We start from the raw sequence: 16693 nt of genomic DNA, 5'->3' as shown, positions 1-16693 counted from the left end.
GACACTGGACGGCTCGCGTGTCCACAAGACGTGCGAGCCGGGCAGCGCAGGCAGAAGCGCTGCAAGAACCTATGGAGGAAGTCTTGACCGTCGTCATCGGCTCACGTACTCGGAGAATGGCATTCGGCGGCGTCGCGTCGCTCGGTGTGGTCGCACTTGTCGCGGGGTGTGGCTCCGCGCCGGAAGAGAGCGGCTCGGACTCGGGCGGAAGCGCCTCGGGCGACTTCAAGCCGTGCATGGTGTCCGACGCAGGCGGTTTCGACGACAAGTCTTTCAACCAGCTCAGCTTCGAGGGCCTGACCAATGCTTCCGAAGAGCTCGGTGTCAAGCCCATCACCGTCGAATCCGCGTCGCCGACGGACTACAGCCCCAACCTGTCGAATCTGATCGATCAGGGATGCTCGTTGATCCTGACCGTGGGGTTCGACCTCGCAGACGCGACCAAGGCCTCTGCCGAAGCGAATTCCGACGTCGACTTCGCGATCATCGACGATTCGAGCATCGACCTGCCTAACGTCAAGCCGCTGACGTACGACGCTGCGCAGGGCGGGTTCCTCGCCGGTTACGCGGCCGCGAGCTTCTCCAAGACAGGTGTGGTCGGCACGTTCGGCGGCTCGCAGCTGCCCACCGTGACCATCTTCATGGACGGGTTCGCCGACGGCGTCAACTACTTCAACGAGCAGAAGAACGGCAACGTCCGCGTCATCGGCTGGGACGTCCCCGCCCAGAACGGCTCCTTCACCGGGGGATTCGAGGCCAACGCGGTGGCGAAGAACACCGCACAGGGTCTCATCGATCAGAACGCGGACGTCATCTTTCCCGTCGGTGGCCCCATCTATCAGAGTGCGGCTCAGGCAATCCGTGACTCCTCACGGCCGATTGCCCTCATCGGCGCCGACGCAGACGTCTTCGAATCGGATCCGTCGGTGGGTGACCTCCTGCTCACGTCGGTGACCAAGGGGCTGCAGACCAGCGTCGACGAGATCGTCGCATCCTCGGGCGACGGATCGTTCGACAACGCGCCCTACGTCGGCACCCTCGAGAACGACGGAGTTGGCATTGCGCCGTTCCACGACTACGAATCTCAGGTGGATCCGGCGCTGCAAGGCGAGCTCGATGCGATCAAGGCAGGCATCATCGACGGCTCCATCACCGTCGAGTCACCGTCCTCACCCAAGTAGAACCACCCCTCGGTAAGAAGATATGAAGCTCGAACTGCAGGGAATCACGAAACGGTTCGGATCACTCGTAGCCAACGACTCCATCGACCTCGTCGTGGAATCGGGCGAGATCCACTGTCTGCTCGGTGAGAACGGCGCAGGAAAGTCGACGCTGATGAACGTTCTCAGCGGCCTCTACAGGGCCGAGGAGGGCAGGATCCTGCTCGACGGAGCCGAACAGCAGTTCGCCGGACCGGGTGAAGCGATGACGGCCGGGATTGGCATGGTGCACCAGCACTTCATGCTGATCCCGGTGTTCACCGTCGCCGAGAACATCATCCTCGGGCACGAGACGACCAAATCCGGTGGCAGGCTCGATCTCGACGCCGCACGAAAGCTGGTGCGCGAGATCTCGGCACGATTCGGGTTCGACCTCGACCCTGACGCGAAGGTCGACGACCTGCCCGTCGGAGTGCAGCAGCGCGTCGAGATCATCAAAGCTCTCAGCCGCGACGCCCGAGTGCTGGTGTTCGACGAGCCGACCGCCGTTCTCACACCGCAGGAAACCGACGATCTGATGCGCATCATGCGCGAGCTCGCAGCGTCGGGCACCACGATCGTGTTCATCACGCACAAGCTTCGGGAAGTGCGCGAAGTCGCCGATCGCATCACCGTCATCCGGCTGGGCAAGGTGGTCGGCGAAGCCGAGCCGACAGCAACCAACACCGAACTGGCCGCGCTGATGGTCGGTCGGGATGTGCAGCTGACCGTGTCGAAGGAACCCGCGCAGCCCGGAGAAGCTGCGTTGGTGGTGAAGAACCTGACGGTCTTCGACGACGTCGGCCACGCGGTCGTCGACGACGTCAGCCTCGAAGTACATGCCGGCGAGATCCTCGCGATCGCAGGTGTTCAGGGCAATGGCCAGAGCGAGTTCGCCCTGGCACTCCTCGGCGCCGCCGACCGGATGAGCGGCGAGATCGTTCTCGACGGCCGCTCTCTCGTCGGATCGAAGGTGCACGACGTACTCGGTGCCGGTGTCGGTTTCGTGCCCGAGGATCGAACGGTCGACGGTTTGGTCGGCGAGTTCACGATTGCCGAGAACCTGATGCTCGACAGGTCGACGGGATCGCCGTTCGTCCGTCGCGGTGCGATTCGCCGCGAATATCTCGACACGTTCGCGGAGGAGAAGGTGAAGGAGTTCGACGTACGAACTCCGAGCGTCGACACCGCAGTCGGGCGACTGTCCGGCGGCAATCAACAGAAGGTAGTTCTCGCCCGCGAGCTCAGCCGTGATCTGCGGCTGTTCGTCGCGTCGCAGCCGACACGCGGAATCGACGTCGGCTCGATCGAGTTCGTGCACAAGCGAATAGTCGCGACGAGGGACTCGGGAGTGCCGGTGATCGTCGTCTCCAGTGAACTCGACGAGGTCGCGGCCCTCGCAGACCGCATCGCCGTCATGTACCGCGGAACGATCGTCGGCATCGTGCCTGCCGACACCTCGCGTGAAGTTCTCGGATTGATGATGGGTGGAGAGCATGCCTGACGCGCAAGATTCGCAGCCGTCGCGCGCACACGTAGTTCTACGACAGATATTCACGGGCAGCGCGATCATTTCGGTGCTGGCGGTCGTTCTCGCCATCGTCGTGGGAGCGGTCCTCATCGCTGTCACCGACGAACAGGTCCAGGAGTCGGCAGGCTACTTCTTCTCGCGGCCGTCGGACATGCTCGTCGCTATCTGGGATTCGGTCTCCGGTGCGTATTCCTCGCTGTTCCAAGGATCGGTTTACAACTTCCGCCGGCCCGGTTTCGAGAACGGAATCAAGCCGCTCACGGAAACTCTTACCTTCGCGACACCGTTGATCGTCGCCGGTCTCGGTGTGGCGCTTGCTTTTCGGGTCGGAATGTTCAACATCGGCGGACGCGGGCAGATGCTCATCGCGGCTGCGTGTGCAGGGTGGGTGGGGTTCTCGCTGCAGCTACCCGCGGGCCTTCACCTGATCCTCGCCATCGTCGCAGGCGTCGTCGGCGGCGCTGTGTGGGGCGGCATCGCCGGAGTTCTCAAAGCTCGCACCGGTGCTCACGAAGTGATCGTGACGATCATGCTGAACTACGTCGCGTTCTACCTCGTCGCCTTCCTGTTGAGAACGCCGGGCGCCCTGCAGGCTCCCGGGCAGAACAACCCGAAAACTGCGGCCATGGAGTCGACGGCTGTGTTCCCGAAGCTGTTCGGCGACCGGTACTCCCTGCACGCCGGGTTCGTGCTCGTGGTTGTCGTGACCGTCGGAGTGTGGTGGCTACTGGAACGCTCGGCTCTCGGTTTCCGGTTCCGGGCCGTCGGGGAGAACCCACACGCGTCGAAGATCGCGGGAATCAACGTCAATCGTGTGTATCTGTACGCGATGGTGCTCTCCGGCGCACTCGTCGGACTTGCCGGGGTGGCGCAGGTTCTGGGTACGGTCACGACCGGGTTCGGAGCCGACATCGACGCGGGTATCGGCTTCGACGCCATTACCGTTGCGTTGCTCGGTCGTTCGAAGCCATGGGGTGTCTTCTTCGCGGGAATCCTGTTCGGTGCGTTCAAGGCAGGCGGTTTCGCGATGCAGGCGGCCGAAGGAATCCCCATCGACATAGTGCTCGTCGTTCAGTCTGTGATCGTGCTGTTCATTGCAGCGCCGCCGCTCGTACGGGCGGTATTCCGATTGCCACCGCCGGGTGCGGAGGTCGCGGCACGCGTCGATACCGCGAAGGTGGGTGCGCTGTGACCGCGACGGTGAACGAGGCGGAAGTCCTGGCGCCTGCTCGGAGCTGGAAAGTCCCAGGGGTGCTGGGCGTCGCGACCCTTCTGGCATTGATTCTGTTCGTCGTTCGTTCCAAGTCCGGAACGACGACGTTCGGGCTCGCCAGCGAAAACGACTTCTTCGCCTTGCCCGCAGTCTCGCTCCCGACGGCCGGCACCGGCATCGTGGTGTTCGTCCTTCTATTGCTGATCACGGTATTGACCGCGTGGAATGTCCTGCAGCGCAGCGTGACTCCTGTTTGGGTAATCGCCGTGTACGCGGTGGTGTTCGTCCTCGGATTCCTGACGTGGGCCGCGGCGGGTTCGACGGTTCCCGTTCCAGGCCTCCTGATCGGTGCCGTCGCGTTGAGCACGCCGTTGATCTTCGGCGCCATGGGCGGCGTCATCTCCGAACGCGTCGGCGTCATCAACATTGCCATCGAGGGACAGTTGCTCGCGGGTGCATTCGTCAGTGCTGTCGTGGCTTCGCTGACGGGATCGGCGTACGTGGCGCTGCTCGCGGCGTTGATCGCAGGTGCGCTGACCGCGTCGTTGCTCGCGATGTTCTCGATCAAGTATTTCGTCAACCAGGTCATCGTCGGAGTCGTTCTCAACGTGTTGGTCGTCGGGCTCACGAGTTTCCTGTACTCGGTGGTGCTGACGAAGAATCCGGAGACATTGAACTCGCCTCCGAGGTTCGGGCGCATCGAGATTCCGCTTCTCTCGCAGATTCCGGTGATCGGACCTGTGCTGTTCCGGCAGACCTTGATCGTGTACCTAATGTATTTCGCTGTTGCCCTCGTGTGGTTCGGGCTGTTCCACACCAAGTGGGGCCTGCGGCTGCGTGCCGTCGGCGAGCACCCGCAAGCCGCGGACACCGTCGGAATCAACGTCGCCCGTACGAGGTTCTGGAACGTGTGCCTCGCCGGTGCCATCGCGGGACTCGGCGGTGCCTATTTCACGCTCGGATCCGTCGGAGCCTTCGGCAAGGAAATGACCGCAGGCGCAGGCTACATCGCACTCGCTGCCGTCATCTTCGGACGATGGGATCCGATCCGCGCGACCCTTGCGGCATTGTTGTTCGGCTTCGCGTCGAATCTTCAGAACGTGCTCGGCATTATCGGTTCGCCGGTGCCGAGCGAGTTCATGCTGATGCTGCCGTACGTGGTGACGATCATCGCGGTCGCCGGACTGGTCGGGCACGTCCGCGGACCCGCCGCAGCAGGCAAACCGTATGTGAAGTCGTGAACTGACTCTTCAGTAGGGCCGTGTCCGTTGTGACGGCTTTCACTGTAGGGTTTGGTCATCTTGCCGTGTGTGTTCGAAGGAGAGCCATGAGCTTCAACAGCCCCTTTCCCGACGTGGAGATTCCGAATCTCAGTGTCTACGACTATCTGTTCGGGTCCATTGCGGACGCCGACCTGGACAAGCCGGCCCTGATCGACGGCACCTCGGGCGCAGTCACCACGTACAAGACCCTGATCGGGCAGATCGACGGCATTGCGGGCGCACTCGCAGCACGTGGTCTCGGGTTGGGTGACGTCGTCGGCCTGCATTCGCCGAACGTGCCCGCGTTCGCATCGGTTCTCCACGGCATTCTGCGTGCGGGCGGCACCGCCACCACCATCAACGCGCTCTACACCGCGGAGGACATCGCCAAGCAGCTCACTGGCTCGGGCGCAAAGTTCCTCTTCACCGTGTCGCCGCTCTACCCGCAGGCCAAGGCCGCTGCCGAGAAAGTCGGCATCCCCGACGATCACGTCATCGTCCTCGACGGCGCGGAGGGGCACCCGAATCTGAAGGATCTGCTGACGCAGGGTGCGCCGGCGCCCGAGGTGTCGTTCGACCCCGCGACCCAGATCGCGGTACTGCCGTACTCGTCGGGAACCACGGGCGTGCCCAAGGGCGTCATCCTCACGCACCGCAACCTCGTTGCGAACGTCGCGCAGATGGAGCCTCGGGTCGGGATCAATTCCGACGACGCGATCCTTGCGCTGCTGCCGTTCTTTCACATCTACGGCCTGACCGTGCTGCTCAACATCGCGCTCAAGCTGCGTGCCCACCTGGTGACCATGCCCAAGTTCGACCTGGTCGAGTTCCTGAAGCTGATCCAGGAACACAAGCTCACGTACTTGTTCATCGCCCCGCCCGTCGCGGTGGCCCTTGCCAAGCACCCGCTGATCGATCAGTACGACCTCTCGAGCGTTCACACCATCTTTTCCGGTGCGGCTCCACTGGACGAGGAGCTGGGCAAGGCCGTCGCCAAGCGACTCGATGCTCGGGTCCGTCAGGGCTACGGCATGAGCGAGCTCAGTCCGGTCAGCCACGCCATCCCGTTCGATCGTGACGATCTGCCACTCAGCTCGGTAGGCCTTCCGCTGGCCAACACGGTCAACAAGCTCGTCGATCCGGAGAGCGGCGAAGAGATCGAGCTGCCCACCGAGGGCAGGTCCAAGCCAGGCGAACTGTGGGTCAAGGGCCCGAACGTGATGCTCGGCTACCTCAACAATCCGTCTGCGACCTCGGACACCCTCGACGACGACGGTTACCTGCACACCGGCGACATCGCCGTCGCCGATCCCGAAGGAGTCGTCTTCATCGTCGACCGCCTCAAGGAACTCATCAAGTACAAGGGCTACCAGGTGCCGCCTGCCGAGCTCGAAGCGCTGCTTCTGACACATCCGGACATTGCCGACGCCGCTGTCATCGGCGTCCTCGACGACGAAGGTGAAGAGGTCCCGAAGGCCTTCGTCGTGCTGCAGGCCAACGCAGCGATCGACGAGGACGGCGTCATCGCCTTCGTCGCCGAGCGCGTGTCCCCGCACAAGAAGGTGCGCAAGGTCGAATTCATCGACACGGTGCCGAAGTCCGCTGCGGGCAAGATCCTTCGTAAAGATCTGCGCGCTGCAGAGGCATCGAAGTAAGTAACTCTCACGCAGGAACTCGGGGGCCCTCTATCCGATCGGGTAGGGGGCCTTCCTGCGCGAGTAGCTATGATCGCCCAATCGCTGGGGGTGATCATGGTGGACGACGGACGGCCCGAACCGCCGAACGGTCGGGGAGAAGTTCTGGAATGGAACCGCGCGCCGACACTGACAGTCCTGGGGATGATCGGCATTGGTTCGGTTCTCCTCTTCGTAGCCAGGCGCCGCGATACACCTCTGCTCGATTTGGGGTCCTGGGTGTCGCTGCCGCTGCTCGCCATCTTTGCTGCCGGGTTGATTCATGCCGTGTGGCACCCGACGCTGTCGGTGGGAGAGTCGTGGGTCCAGATGGGTACGCGTTGGGTCGACATGTCGGAACTGACACGAGTGAGCGTCGGCAGCCGCGGACGGAAACGGTGGTTCCTGACGCTCGAGGACGCGTCGGGTCGACGTATCAGGGGGTTCCCGCACTCGGCGCTTCGGGAGAATCCGGTGATGCGGGATCTCGTGCGTTCGAAGGTTCTGGACTGCGCCCAGTCGGGTCAGTGCGACATCTCCACGCGCGCACAGGATGTGCTCGATATTCCTCGAGACGCGGTGGTGAACGAAAGGTCGATCGAGCGCAGGAAATCCGAGGACCTCGGCGCCCTTCTGGTGGCCGTGTCGATCGGCGCCGGGCTCGTCGTGCTCGGGATCCGAGCCGGGAGTTTCTGGTGGACCACCGGTGGCGGCGCGTTTGCCCTCGTCGGTGGATTGCTGCTGTACAGGGATGGCAGGCGGCGGTGGGGTCGCTCGACTGTCGAATGAGCCTGGTGTACCAATCGCGTGACTTCGACGCGGGATTCCCCGTGGAGGGAGCGCAATTGGTACACCCCGCCCACCTTTTCGGGTAGTAAGGGTTGATGGACGTCATTGTCGACATTGCTCAGGGCCGGCTGCGCGGACAGCGCGGCGCAGTCACCTCGTTTCTCGGAATTCCGTATGCGGAGGCGCCGTTCGGGGCGCTCAGGTTCACCGCGCCGACTGCGCCGCCGCGTTGGGAAGGCGTACGTGACGCGCTGACGTTGGGGGCAACTGCGCCGAAGATCGGTTACCGGCCACCGACCAGCGAGATTCTCAGCGAGCCGGTCGTAGCCGGGGACGAGTGCCTGAACGTGAACGTGTGGACGCCCGATGTCGAGAGCTCGGGTCTGCCGGTGTTCGTCTGGATTCACGGTGGGGCATTCGTTAACGGCAGCAACGCAGTTCCGATCTACGACGGTGCCGCTTTCGCTCGAGACGGTGTCGTCGCCGTCACTGTCAACTATCGTCTCGGTGCCGACGGATTCGCGCGAATCGAGGGCGCACCCGCGAATCGTGGGCTGCTCGATCAGGTGGCCGCCCTCGAATGGGTTCGCGACAACATCGCGGCGTTCGGCGGAGATCCTGCCAAGGTGACGGTTGCGGGGGAGTCGGCCGGGGCCATGAGCGTCGGGACGCTGTTGTCGATGCCGCGCGCGGAGGGACTGTTCCACCGGGCGATTCTGCAGAGCGGCGCGGGCAACCACGTCATCACCGAGGCGACGGCCGGCAAGGTTGCGACCGCGTTGGCCGATGCGCTCGGAGTATCTGCCACGGTGGAGGGATTGGGCTCGGTTCCAATCGAGAATTTCGTGGACGCTCAACGCGAACTGGGTGACCGCGTCACAGCCGAAGCACCGACCGGGGCATGGGGTGAGCTCGCGTTCAACATGATGCCGTTCGAGCCGTACATCGACGGGGATGTCGTTCCAGACGTACCGATCTCGCGGATCTCGGCGGGGGCCGGTTCGGAAGTGGACATTCTGATCGGCACCACCAGCGAGGAGTTCGCGTTCTTCCTCGTCCCGGCTGGTGTCGCGGGCTACGTCGACGAGGCTCGCGTTCGCTTGGTACTCGGTGCCTACGGGGTCGATGTCGAGGCTGCCGTCGACGCCTATCGCGCGCAGCTGCCAGACGCCACCCCTGGCGAACTGCTGATCGCGCTGATGACGGATTGGTTCTTCCGAATCCCGGCGTTACGGATCGTCGAGTCACGGGCTTCTCGCGCGTTCGTGTACGAGTTCACGTGGCGTTCGAGCCTGTTCGACGGCAAACTCGGCGCCTGTCATGCGCTCGAGATCCCGTTCGTCTTCGACGTCCTCGACAAGCCGGAAACTGCTCGCATCACTGGCCCGAACCCGCCAGGAAAGCTCGCCGAGGAAATGCATCGCGCGTGGGTCGACTTCGTCCGCGACGGTTCGCCAGGTTGGGTGCAGTACGGCAGCGAGAGGTCGGTCATGATGTTCGGTGAGCAGTCCGGCGTCGCCGACGATCCTCGGCCGTCGACCAGAGGGGTGTGGGCCGGGGTGCGCTGATTTGGGCCCGTGTCCGCGCATTCGCCCGAAATGTCCGATAATTCTTATCGCACAGGACAATTGGAGTACGCCTGCCCTATCGTCGACGACTGTGAACGAACCGACGCCCAAGCTCAGGCTCACTCCGATGCGACCACGAGACCCGAACGAACCACATCGGGCCGCAAGTCCCCTCGAGTTGTTCTTCGACCTCGTCTTCGTCGTTGCCGTCAGTATCGCCGCCGTACAGCTTCATCACGCGCTGACCGAGAACCACATCGCCGCCGGCATCGTCAGCTATCTGATGGTGTTCTTCGGTATCTGGTGGGCGTGGATGAACTTCACGTGGTTCGCGACGTCGTTCGATACCGACGACTGGCTGTATCGACTACTCACCGTGGTGCAGATGGCAGGCGTGCTCGTGCTGGCCGCGGGTATCGAGCCGGCGTTCACGGACAAGAACTTCACCGTCCTGGTGCTCGGTTACGTCGTCATGCGTATCGCGATGGTGGCGCAGTGGATCCGCGCATCGAGGGTGCCCGAGTACCGGCGGACAGCACTGATCTACGCAGGCGGGATCACCGGCGTGCAGATCGTGTGGGTGCTGTGGCTGTTGATCCCCGAAGGTCCGCTGCAAGGAATTCTGTTCGTGGCGTTCGCCCTGGTGGAGATCTCGATCCCGGTCATCGCCGAGAAGCGCGGCCGCACGACCCCGTGGCATCCGCATCACATCACCGAACGCTACGGGCTGTTCACGCTCATTCTGCTCGGAGAATCCCTGCTCGCCTCGGCCAACGCCATTATCGAGGCCCTACGCGAGGAGACCGCCCTCGCTCCGCTGATCTCGATCTCGGTGCTCACGCTCGTCGTCACGGCGGGACTGTGGTGGATCTATTTCTGGCCACCGCATCACCGCAAGATCACCAGTTTCGGCAATTCGCTGACGTACGGCTACATGCATTACTTCATCTTCGCCGCGGCGGGCGCATTCTCGGCGGGCATCGAGGTGGAGATCGATGTCCTGACCGATCACAGCGAACTCGGCGATGTCGCGGCCTCGTTCACCGTCACCATTCCGATCGCGGTATTCGTGCTGGGAATTTGGTTCATTGCGATCAAGGACAACGCAGATCGTCTGGTCAACACAGTGGTGCCGGTCGGAGCCGTACTGGTGCTCCTCGACCCGGTCATTCCGATCCCCATCACACTGACTGCCGTCGTCATGGTGGTGATGGTCGCGGTGCTCGTCGTGCGCCGACCCGTGGAGGCCGAACATGAGAAACTTCATTCATGAGTATCGGAACCTTGATTCTGCTCCGCCATGGCGAGAGTGAATGGAACGCATCGAACCAGTTCACCGGCTGGGTGGACGTCCGGCTGACGGAGAAGGGCGAGGCCGAGGGAAAGCGCGCGGGCCAGCTGCTCGCCGAGGCCGGGGTCCTGCCGGACGTGCTGTACACGTCGCTGCTGCGCCGCGCGATCAGCACCGCGAACATCGCACTCGACGCCGCAGACCGTCACTGGATCCCTGTCGTCCGCGACTGGCGCCTGAACGAGCGTCACTACGGCGCACTGCAGGGACTGAACAAGGCCGAGACCAAGGACAAGTACGGCGACGAGCAGTTCATGCTGTGGCGTCGTAGCTACGACACCCCGCCGCCCGCGATCGAAGCGGGCAGCGAATACAGCCAGGACGCAGACCCGCGCTACGCCGATCTGCCGAGTGTCCCGCTGACCGAATGCCTCAAAGACGTCGTCGATCGGCTCATCCCGTACTTCGAGGAGACCATCGTCGCCGAGCTGAAAGTGGGCAAGAACGTCCTCGTCGCGGCCCACGGCAACTCGCTCCGCGCCCTGGTGAAGTACCTCGACGAGATTTCCGACGCCGATATCGCGGCTCTGAACATTCCGACCGGTATTCCATTGCAGTACGACTTCGAGGGTGGTGACGGAAAGCTCGTCCCGTCGAATCCGGGCGGAACGTACCTCGATCCCGAAGCGGCCGCCGCAGGAGCCGCTGCCGTCGCGAATCAGGGCGGTAAGTAGGGAGCACGTCTGAAACAGCAGGTGAACGATCGAAGAACACTGCCGACGGGGACTATGACGACCAGGGAAATGCCTGCACCCTGCGTATGTGAGCTGTCCATCGAACGTACGATTCCGGTGTGAGTGTTGCATCGGCCGTACTGCTGGCTATCGCCACGGCCTTCGTGGGATATCTCGTCGGCGGTGTTCTGATCCCCTACCTGGCGACGCGTCACTCCGAACGAAACCGCGCAACATCCGGGCTGACGATGTCGCAGGTGCTGGATCTGATCATTCTGGCGTCGGAGAGCGGCATCGCCGTCGTCGATCGGTTTCACGACGTCGTGTTGTCGAATCCTCGGGCCGAGGAGCTCGGTCTGGTGCGTAACCGCCTGATCGACGATCGCGCCTGGGACGCGGCGCAGAAGGTTCTCGCCGACGGTCACCCCGTCGAAGTAGACATCAGCTCGAGAGACATCAGAACCACTACCAGCCGTGACCGGATGGCAGTTCGGTGTGTCGCCCGACTGCTCAGCAAGGAAGACCAACGATTCGTCGTCCTGTTCGCCGACGACGATTCCGAGCAGGTAAGGATGGAAGCGACCCGTCGAGACTTCGTCGCCAACGTCAGCCACGAACTGAAGACCCCGGTTGGTGCGATGAGCCTGCTGGCCGAGGCGCTGCTCGAATCGGCCGAAGATCCGGACTCGGTCCGTCACTTCGGAGGCAAAGTCGTCGCCGAGTCGAAGAGGCTCGGCAACATGGTGACCGAATTGATTGCGCTCTCACGGCTGCAAGGTGCCGAGAAGTTGCCCGATCTGGAAGTCGTCGACGTCGACACCGTCGTGAACCAAGCCCTCGATCGGTCGAAGCTCGCTGCAGAGAACGCCGGAATCACCGTCACCACCGATCATCCGAGTGGCCTCGAGGTGCTCGGCGATCAGGCTCTTCTCGTCACAGCGCTGGCCAATCTGATCCAGAATGCGATCGCCTATTCGTCGGACGGATCGCCGGTGTCCGTGAGCCGTGCGCTCAGAAGCGATTCCGTCTCGTTTGCCGTCACCGACAGAGGTATCGGCATCGCCAAAGAAGACCAGGAGCGGGTCTTCGAACGATTCTTCCGCGTCGACAAAGCACGGTCGCGGGCGACAGGTGGCACGGGCCTCGGCCTTGCCATCGCAAAACACGTCGCAGCCAACCACAACGGGAGCATCTCGCTGTGGAGCAAGCTCGGCACCGGATCCACCTTCACTCTGCAGATCCCTGCCTATTTCGAAGAAGACGACCTCGGGTCGACAGAAGGAGAAGAACAGTGACCAACGTACTGATCGTCGAGGACGAAGAATCGTTGGCCGATCCCCTCGCTTTCCTCCTGCGTAAGGAAGGGTTCGACGCCACCGTTGTCGGCGACGGCCCCTCGGCTCTCGCTGAATTCGACAGGGCAGGAGCGGATATCGTGCTTCTCGACCTGATGCTGCCGGGAATGAGCGGCACCGACGTGTGCAAGCAGCTACGCGCACGCTCGGGTGTTCCCGTCATCATGGTGACCGCACGAGACAGCGAGATCGACAAGGTCGTAGGGCTCGAACTGGGCGCGGACGACTATGTGACCAAGCCGTATTCGGCGCGCGAGCTGATCGCACGTATCCGTGCGGTGTTGCGGCGCGGGAGCGACGCAGAACTCGACGGCACGACCGATACCGGTGTGCTCGAGGCAGGCCCGGTGCGTATGGACGTCGAGCGCCACGTGGTCATGGTCAATTCGGAGCAGATTACGTTGCCGCTCAAGGAATTCGATCTCCTCGAATACCTGTTGCGAAACTCCGGCAGGGTCCTCACGCGCGGTCAATTGATCGACCGGGTCTGGGGCGCCGATTACGTCGGCGACACCAAAACCCTCGACGTGCACGTCAAGAGACTTCGTTCGAAGATCGAATCGGATCCCGCGAAGCCGGAGCATCTCGTCACCGTTCGTGGACTCGGCTACAAGCTGGAGGGGTAGGCGCCTTCGGCGCATGTGAACGAAAATACGTAGGGGGCTAGGTATTTTCGTTCACATGCGTAACGCCTGTCAGCCCAGGAACCACACGTCGCGTAGCGGGTACTGAGCGGCGTGGATCAACGGGCGTCCCTCCTGGCGGCACTCCTTGACGCGGTAGTGCCCGTCGCCGATGCATTCGATCAGTCGTGAGGTTCCGTACGGGCTCACAATGATCGAGGTGGCCTCGGGAACGTACGCGCTTCCCGAAGAGATGCCACCCGGTGCAAGAACATCGACGAACTCGAAGGTCGCGTCGTACCACTGCCAGTTGAAATCGTCCGCTGATGCAGTCGGCGCCAGGCCTGCTGCCAGCCCGAGTGCAATGGCAGTCGCCGCCAGAAGTTTCTTGATCATGTCAGTTCCCCTTCGCCGTGTGATGGTGGACGAAGTGTGGCGCGCCGACTTCACCGATGGCAGGGTTCGGACGAATTTCACCCTCGAAGGATCAGACGCTGCGGAGCTGCCCTACTTGGTCCGCTGGGCCTCACGGGTCGCCGGGTGGACCGCGATGAGTCCGAGTCCGCGTCGGCGTTTGCACAGTGAGGCCAGTTCTTCGTACGCGGGCTTACCGAGGAGTTCGGTCAGTTCGGGTTTGTAGGACTCGAAGACCTGTTTGGCGCCTACGTGGGCGTCGGGGGAGCCGGAGCAGTACCAGGACAGATCGTGGCCGCCCTCGCCCCAGCCGCGACGGTCGTACTCGCCGATGGTGGTCTTGAGGATTTCGGTGCCGTCGGGCCGGGTGATCCAGTCCTGGGTGCGCCGAATCGGCAGCTGCCAGCACACATCAGGTTTGACCTCGAGCGGCTCGATGCCCTTCCTCAACGCCATCGAATGCAGCGCGCACCCGATTCCGCCTTCGAATCCTGGCCGGTTCTGGAAGATACATGCGCCTTTGTAGCGGCGGGTGCGCAGCGACTGCTCGTCATCGAGATCGTCGTACTCGACGTAGCCCTTCTTGCCGAGGCCCTTGTCCATCAGCTGCCAGTCCTGCGCGGTGAGCATCTTCACCGACGCATCGAGCTTGCGTTTGTCGTCGTCGTCGGAGAGGAACGCACCGTGCGAGCAACACCCGTCATCGGGGCGACCTGCAACGGTTCCTTGGCAGGCGGGTGTACCGAACACACACGTCCAATTCGACAGAAGCCAGGTGAGGTCTGCTGCGATGATGTGCTCGGAGTTGTCCGGATCGGGGAATTCCACCCATTCGCGAGGGAAATCCAGATCGACTTCTGCGGCAAACGACTGCTGCTTACTACCTGCTGTCACAAGAGACGACGGTAGACCCAGTACCGTGGTGATGTGCGATTAGGGGTGCTCGACGTCGGCAGCAACACCGTGCATCTTCTGGTGGTGGATGCGCATCGTGGCGGGCACCCGACACCGATGAGCTCCTCGAAAGCCACTCTCCGGCTCTCCGAGAACACCGACGCCGACGGAAATATCACGCGCGAGGGTGCGGACCGGCTGGTCAGCGAGGTCGGAGACTTCGCTGAGATAGCGAAGAAGTCCGGCTGCGGAGAGCTGATGGCCTTCGCCACGTCGGCCGTGCGTGACGCACACAACAGTGACGAAGTTCTGGCACGAGTTCTCAGCGAAACCGGCGTCGCACTGCAGACTCTGTCCGGCGTTGACGAAGCTCGGCTGACGTTCCTCGCCGTGCGTCGCTGGCACGGGTGGAGCGCGGGACGGATCCTCAACCTCGACATCGGCGGTGGCTCGCTCGAAATGACGACGGGTACCGACGAAGACCCTGATGTCGCATTCTCGCTTCAGCTCGGTGCAGGTCGCTTGACCAGGGACTGGCTCGACGTCGATCCCCCCGGAAAGCGACGCGTCGCGGTGCTGCGGGATTGGCTCGACGCCGAACTCGCGACCCCGGCGAAAGAGCTTCTCGCGGCTGGCGAGCCAGACCGAGCCGTCGGCACATCGAAGACGTTCCGGTCACTGGCGCGGCTAACCGGAGCGGCGCCCTCGGCGGCCGGTCCGAGGGTCACTCGAAGACTGACTGCGGACGGTCTGAGGCAACTCATAGCGTTCATTTCGCGGATGACGGCGTCGGACCGTGCAGAATTGGAAGGAGTCAGCGCCGACCGGTCACCGCAATTGGTGGCCGGGGCGTTGGTAGCGGAGGCGAGTATGCGAGCACTGTCGATCGATTCGATCGAGATCTGCCCGTGGGCGTTGAGGGAAGGTTTGATTTTGCGGAAGCTGGACACCGAAACGGACGGCGATCTGGTGGTGAGGTCGACATGAGCGAGAACAACGCGGACCCGGAGGACACCGGGCAAATTTCCGTTGCCGAACTCCTGGCCCGCAACGGCCAGAAGGGTACGAACCTCAGCACCGGGGGTCGGCGACGCCGGGGCGTCAAGGGCGGCATCTCCGTTGCCGAGCTGACCGGAGAGATTCCGATCGTCCGAGCGGAGCCGGCATCGGACGAGGCGCCCGTCATCGCGGCCGCCCCGACCCCGCGGGCCCGCAGCAAGGCCGAACCGGAGCCCGAACTTCTGTCCGGGTCGACCACCGCTGCCGGTGACCTCTTGAACCAGGCGCACGACGAGAACGAGCGCCGCCCGTACGGATCGACCGCTTCACAGCGTCCGAGCGATTCTCAGCGTCCAACACCGGCCTCACGACCCGCCCCCGTGAGCGGGCGTCGGGCAGCGCCGGAGCGTGCTTCCGAGGAAGACGCACAGACTGTCGTCACGCCGCCCCCGGCACGGGTCCAGCGCACGTCCGGGTTCGTTGCGCGAACCCGAGCGCAGCCGACCGAGTCGGACGCGGAACCGAAGACCGACGTCACTGCCCCGACACCCGCACCGGCTGCGACGCCGAAACCTGCACCTTCTACATCGGCCGGGGCCCCATCATCGACGGTCGCCGCGCCGAGGATCGACCGTGGCACTGTCGGCAAGGGCACGGTCGCCGCGCCGAAGGTCGACGAGGCAGCGGTCGACGGAGATGCCGACACCGTCCTCACACCCGATCTGACGAAGAAGATCACCGCACTGGAGAAGTCGGAGACGGGGGACGAGGCAAAGGCCGCTGAGCCCGAGGAAAAGGCGTCCGAGAAGAAAGCGGCCGAGGAAGCCGCCCCCACCGAGCCGCGGGCGTCCGGCAAGAAGGGTGCAGCCCGGCAGTGGCTCGGTCTTGTGGGCCAGGGAGTCGTGGCCGTCGTGGTCGGAGCCCTGCTGTTCAAAGGGTTCGAGCGACTGTGGGACATGCTGCCGTGGGTCGCATTGATCTTGTCGGTGCTCGTGATCGTCGGTCTCGTGGCAGTGGTGCGCATTCTTCGTCGAACCGACGACATGATCAGCATGGTCATCGCCATCGCAGTCGGAGTGTTCGTCACACTCGGACCTTTGGCATTCCAATTGAGTACGGGCTGATCGGGCTTCACGTGACGGACGGTC

General features: G+C 63.3%; 15 protein-coding genes. 13 read left to right on the top strand and 2 right to left on the bottom strand.

The window, feature by feature from the left end:
• Positions 1-17: 17 nt before the first annotated feature.
• The 11 genes from D8W71_RS25345 (at position 18) to D8W71_RS25295 (ending at position 13241) form a co-directional block, all read left to right on the top strand.
• Positions 18-1181: a BMP family lipoprotein gene (locus tag D8W71_RS25345; RefSeq protein WP_236077606.1), complete on the top strand. Its 1164-nt coding sequence runs from the start codon at positions 18-20 to the stop codon at positions 1179-1181.
• Between the two features lie 22 nt (positions 1182-1203).
• The gene (locus D8W71_RS25340) at positions 1204-2703 is read left to right on the top strand and encodes an ABC transporter ATP-binding protein (RefSeq protein WP_121117669.1); all 1500 of its coding nucleotides are present in this window, start codon (positions 1204-1206) and stop codon (positions 2701-2703) included.
• Positions 2696-3922 carry an ABC transporter permease gene (locus D8W71_RS25335; protein ID WP_121119905.1) on the top strand — a complete coding sequence of 409 codons (1227 nt, stop codon included), beginning with the start codon at positions 2696-2698 and terminating at the stop codon, positions 3920-3922. Before D8W71_RS25340 ends, D8W71_RS25335 begins: the two co-directional genes overlap by 8 nt.
• Positions 3919-5184: an ABC transporter permease gene (locus D8W71_RS25330; RefSeq protein WP_121117667.1), complete on the top strand. Its 1266-nt coding sequence runs from the start codon at positions 3919-3921 to the stop codon at positions 5182-5184. Before D8W71_RS25335 ends, D8W71_RS25330 begins: the two co-directional genes overlap by 4 nt.
• Positions 5185-5270: 86 nt before the next feature.
• Positions 5271-6860 (top strand): AMP-binding protein, encoded by a 1590-nt coding sequence (locus tag D8W71_RS25325; protein WP_121117665.1) that lies wholly within the window; start codon positions 5271-5273, stop codon positions 6858-6860.
• 69 nt (positions 6861-6929) lie between these two features.
• Positions 6930-7667, top strand: a complete 738-nt coding sequence (locus D8W71_RS25320) for a hypothetical protein (RefSeq protein ID WP_121117663.1) — start codon at positions 6930-6932, stop codon at positions 7665-7667.
• A 95-nt stretch (positions 7668-7762) separates the two neighbouring features.
• Positions 7763-9235 (top strand): carboxylesterase/lipase family protein, encoded by a 1473-nt coding sequence (locus tag D8W71_RS25315; protein WP_121117661.1) that lies wholly within the window; start codon positions 7763-7765, stop codon positions 9233-9235.
• 127 nt (positions 9236-9362) lie between these two features.
• Positions 9363-10508: a low temperature requirement protein A gene (locus D8W71_RS25310; RefSeq protein WP_121119903.1), complete on the top strand. Its 1146-nt coding sequence runs from the start codon at positions 9363-9365 to the stop codon at positions 10506-10508.
• The gene (locus tag D8W71_RS25305) at positions 10505-11260 is read left to right on the top strand and encodes a phosphoglyceromutase (protein ID WP_121117659.1); all 756 of its coding nucleotides are present in this window, start codon (positions 10505-10507) and stop codon (positions 11258-11260) included. The genes D8W71_RS25310 and D8W71_RS25305 overlap by 4 nt, the downstream gene beginning before the upstream one ends.
• Before the next feature lie 119 nt (positions 11261-11379).
• Positions 11380-12555: a sensor histidine kinase gene (locus tag D8W71_RS25300; RefSeq protein WP_121117657.1), complete on the top strand. Its 1176-nt coding sequence runs from the start codon at positions 11380-11382 to the stop codon at positions 12553-12555.
• Complete coding sequence (locus D8W71_RS25295; protein WP_121117654.1) at positions 12552-13241, top strand: response regulator transcription factor; 690 nt, start codon at positions 12552-12554, stop codon at positions 13239-13241. Before D8W71_RS25300 ends, D8W71_RS25295 begins: the two co-directional genes overlap by 4 nt.
• Positions 13242-13310: 69 nt before the next feature.
• Here the strand turns inward: D8W71_RS25295 and D8W71_RS25290 are convergent, their stop codons facing one another.
• Both D8W71_RS25290 and D8W71_RS25285 read right to left on the bottom strand, forming a co-directional pair.
• The gene (locus tag D8W71_RS25290) at positions 13311-13634 is read right to left on the bottom strand and encodes a hypothetical protein (protein WP_153275430.1); all 324 of its coding nucleotides are present in this window, start codon (positions 13632-13634) and stop codon (positions 13311-13313) included.
• A gap of 111 nt (positions 13635-13745) precedes the next feature.
• Entirely contained in the window at positions 13746-14546 is an 801-nt protein-coding gene (locus tag D8W71_RS25285; protein WP_121117650.1) for a hypothetical protein, read from the bottom strand.
• 33 nt (positions 14547-14579) lie between these two features.
• Here D8W71_RS25285 and D8W71_RS25280 point away from each other — a divergent pair, with 33 nt between their 5' ends.
• Entirely contained in the window at positions 14580-15533 is a 954-nt protein-coding gene (locus tag D8W71_RS25280; protein WP_161965501.1) for a Ppx/GppA phosphatase family protein, read from the top strand.
• Complete coding sequence (locus D8W71_RS25275; protein WP_121117646.1) at positions 15530-16669, top strand: hypothetical protein; 1140 nt, start codon at positions 15530-15532, stop codon at positions 16667-16669. The genes D8W71_RS25280 and D8W71_RS25275 overlap by 4 nt, the downstream gene beginning before the upstream one ends.
• Positions 16670-16693: the final 24 nt, after the last annotated feature.

Origin of the sequence: Rhodococcus sp. P1Y (assembly GCF_003641205.1) — a bacterium.
Classification (GTDB): domain Bacteria; phylum Actinomycetota; class Actinomycetes; order Mycobacteriales; family Mycobacteriaceae; genus Rhodococcoides.
Note: the sequence above shows the minus strand (reverse complement) of the source record. Positions and strands in the feature narration are given on the sequence as shown.

Coding starts and splice junctions, on each gene's coding strand:
- D8W71_RS25340 (WP_121117669.1), top strand. CDS start 1,204: ATGAAGCTCGAACTGCAGGGAATCACGAAACGGTTCGGATCACTCGTA.
- D8W71_RS25335 (WP_121119905.1), top strand. CDS start 2,696: ATGCCTGACGCGCAAGATTCGCAGCCGTCGCGCGCACACGTAGTTCTA.
- D8W71_RS25325 (WP_121117665.1), top strand. CDS start 5,271: ATGAGCTTCAACAGCCCCTTTCCCGACGTGGAGATTCCGAATCTCAGT.
- D8W71_RS25320 (WP_121117663.1), top strand. CDS start 6,930: ATGATCGCCCAATCGCTGGGGGTGATCATGGTGGACGACGGACGGCCC.
- D8W71_RS25315 (WP_121117661.1), top strand. CDS start 7,763: ATGGACGTCATTGTCGACATTGCTCAGGGCCGGCTGCGCGGACAGCGC.
- D8W71_RS25310 (WP_121119903.1), top strand. CDS start 9,363: ATGCGACCACGAGACCCGAACGAACCACATCGGGCCGCAAGTCCCCTC.
- D8W71_RS25305 (WP_121117659.1), top strand. CDS start 10,505: ATGAGTATCGGAACCTTGATTCTGCTCCGCCATGGCGAGAGTGAATGG.
- D8W71_RS25290 (WP_153275430.1), bottom strand. CDS start 13,634: ATGATCAAGAAACTTCTGGCGGCGACTGCCATTGCACTCGGGCTGGCA.
- D8W71_RS25275 (WP_121117646.1), top strand. CDS start 15,530: ATGAGCGAGAACAACGCGGACCCGGAGGACACCGGGCAAATTTCCGTT.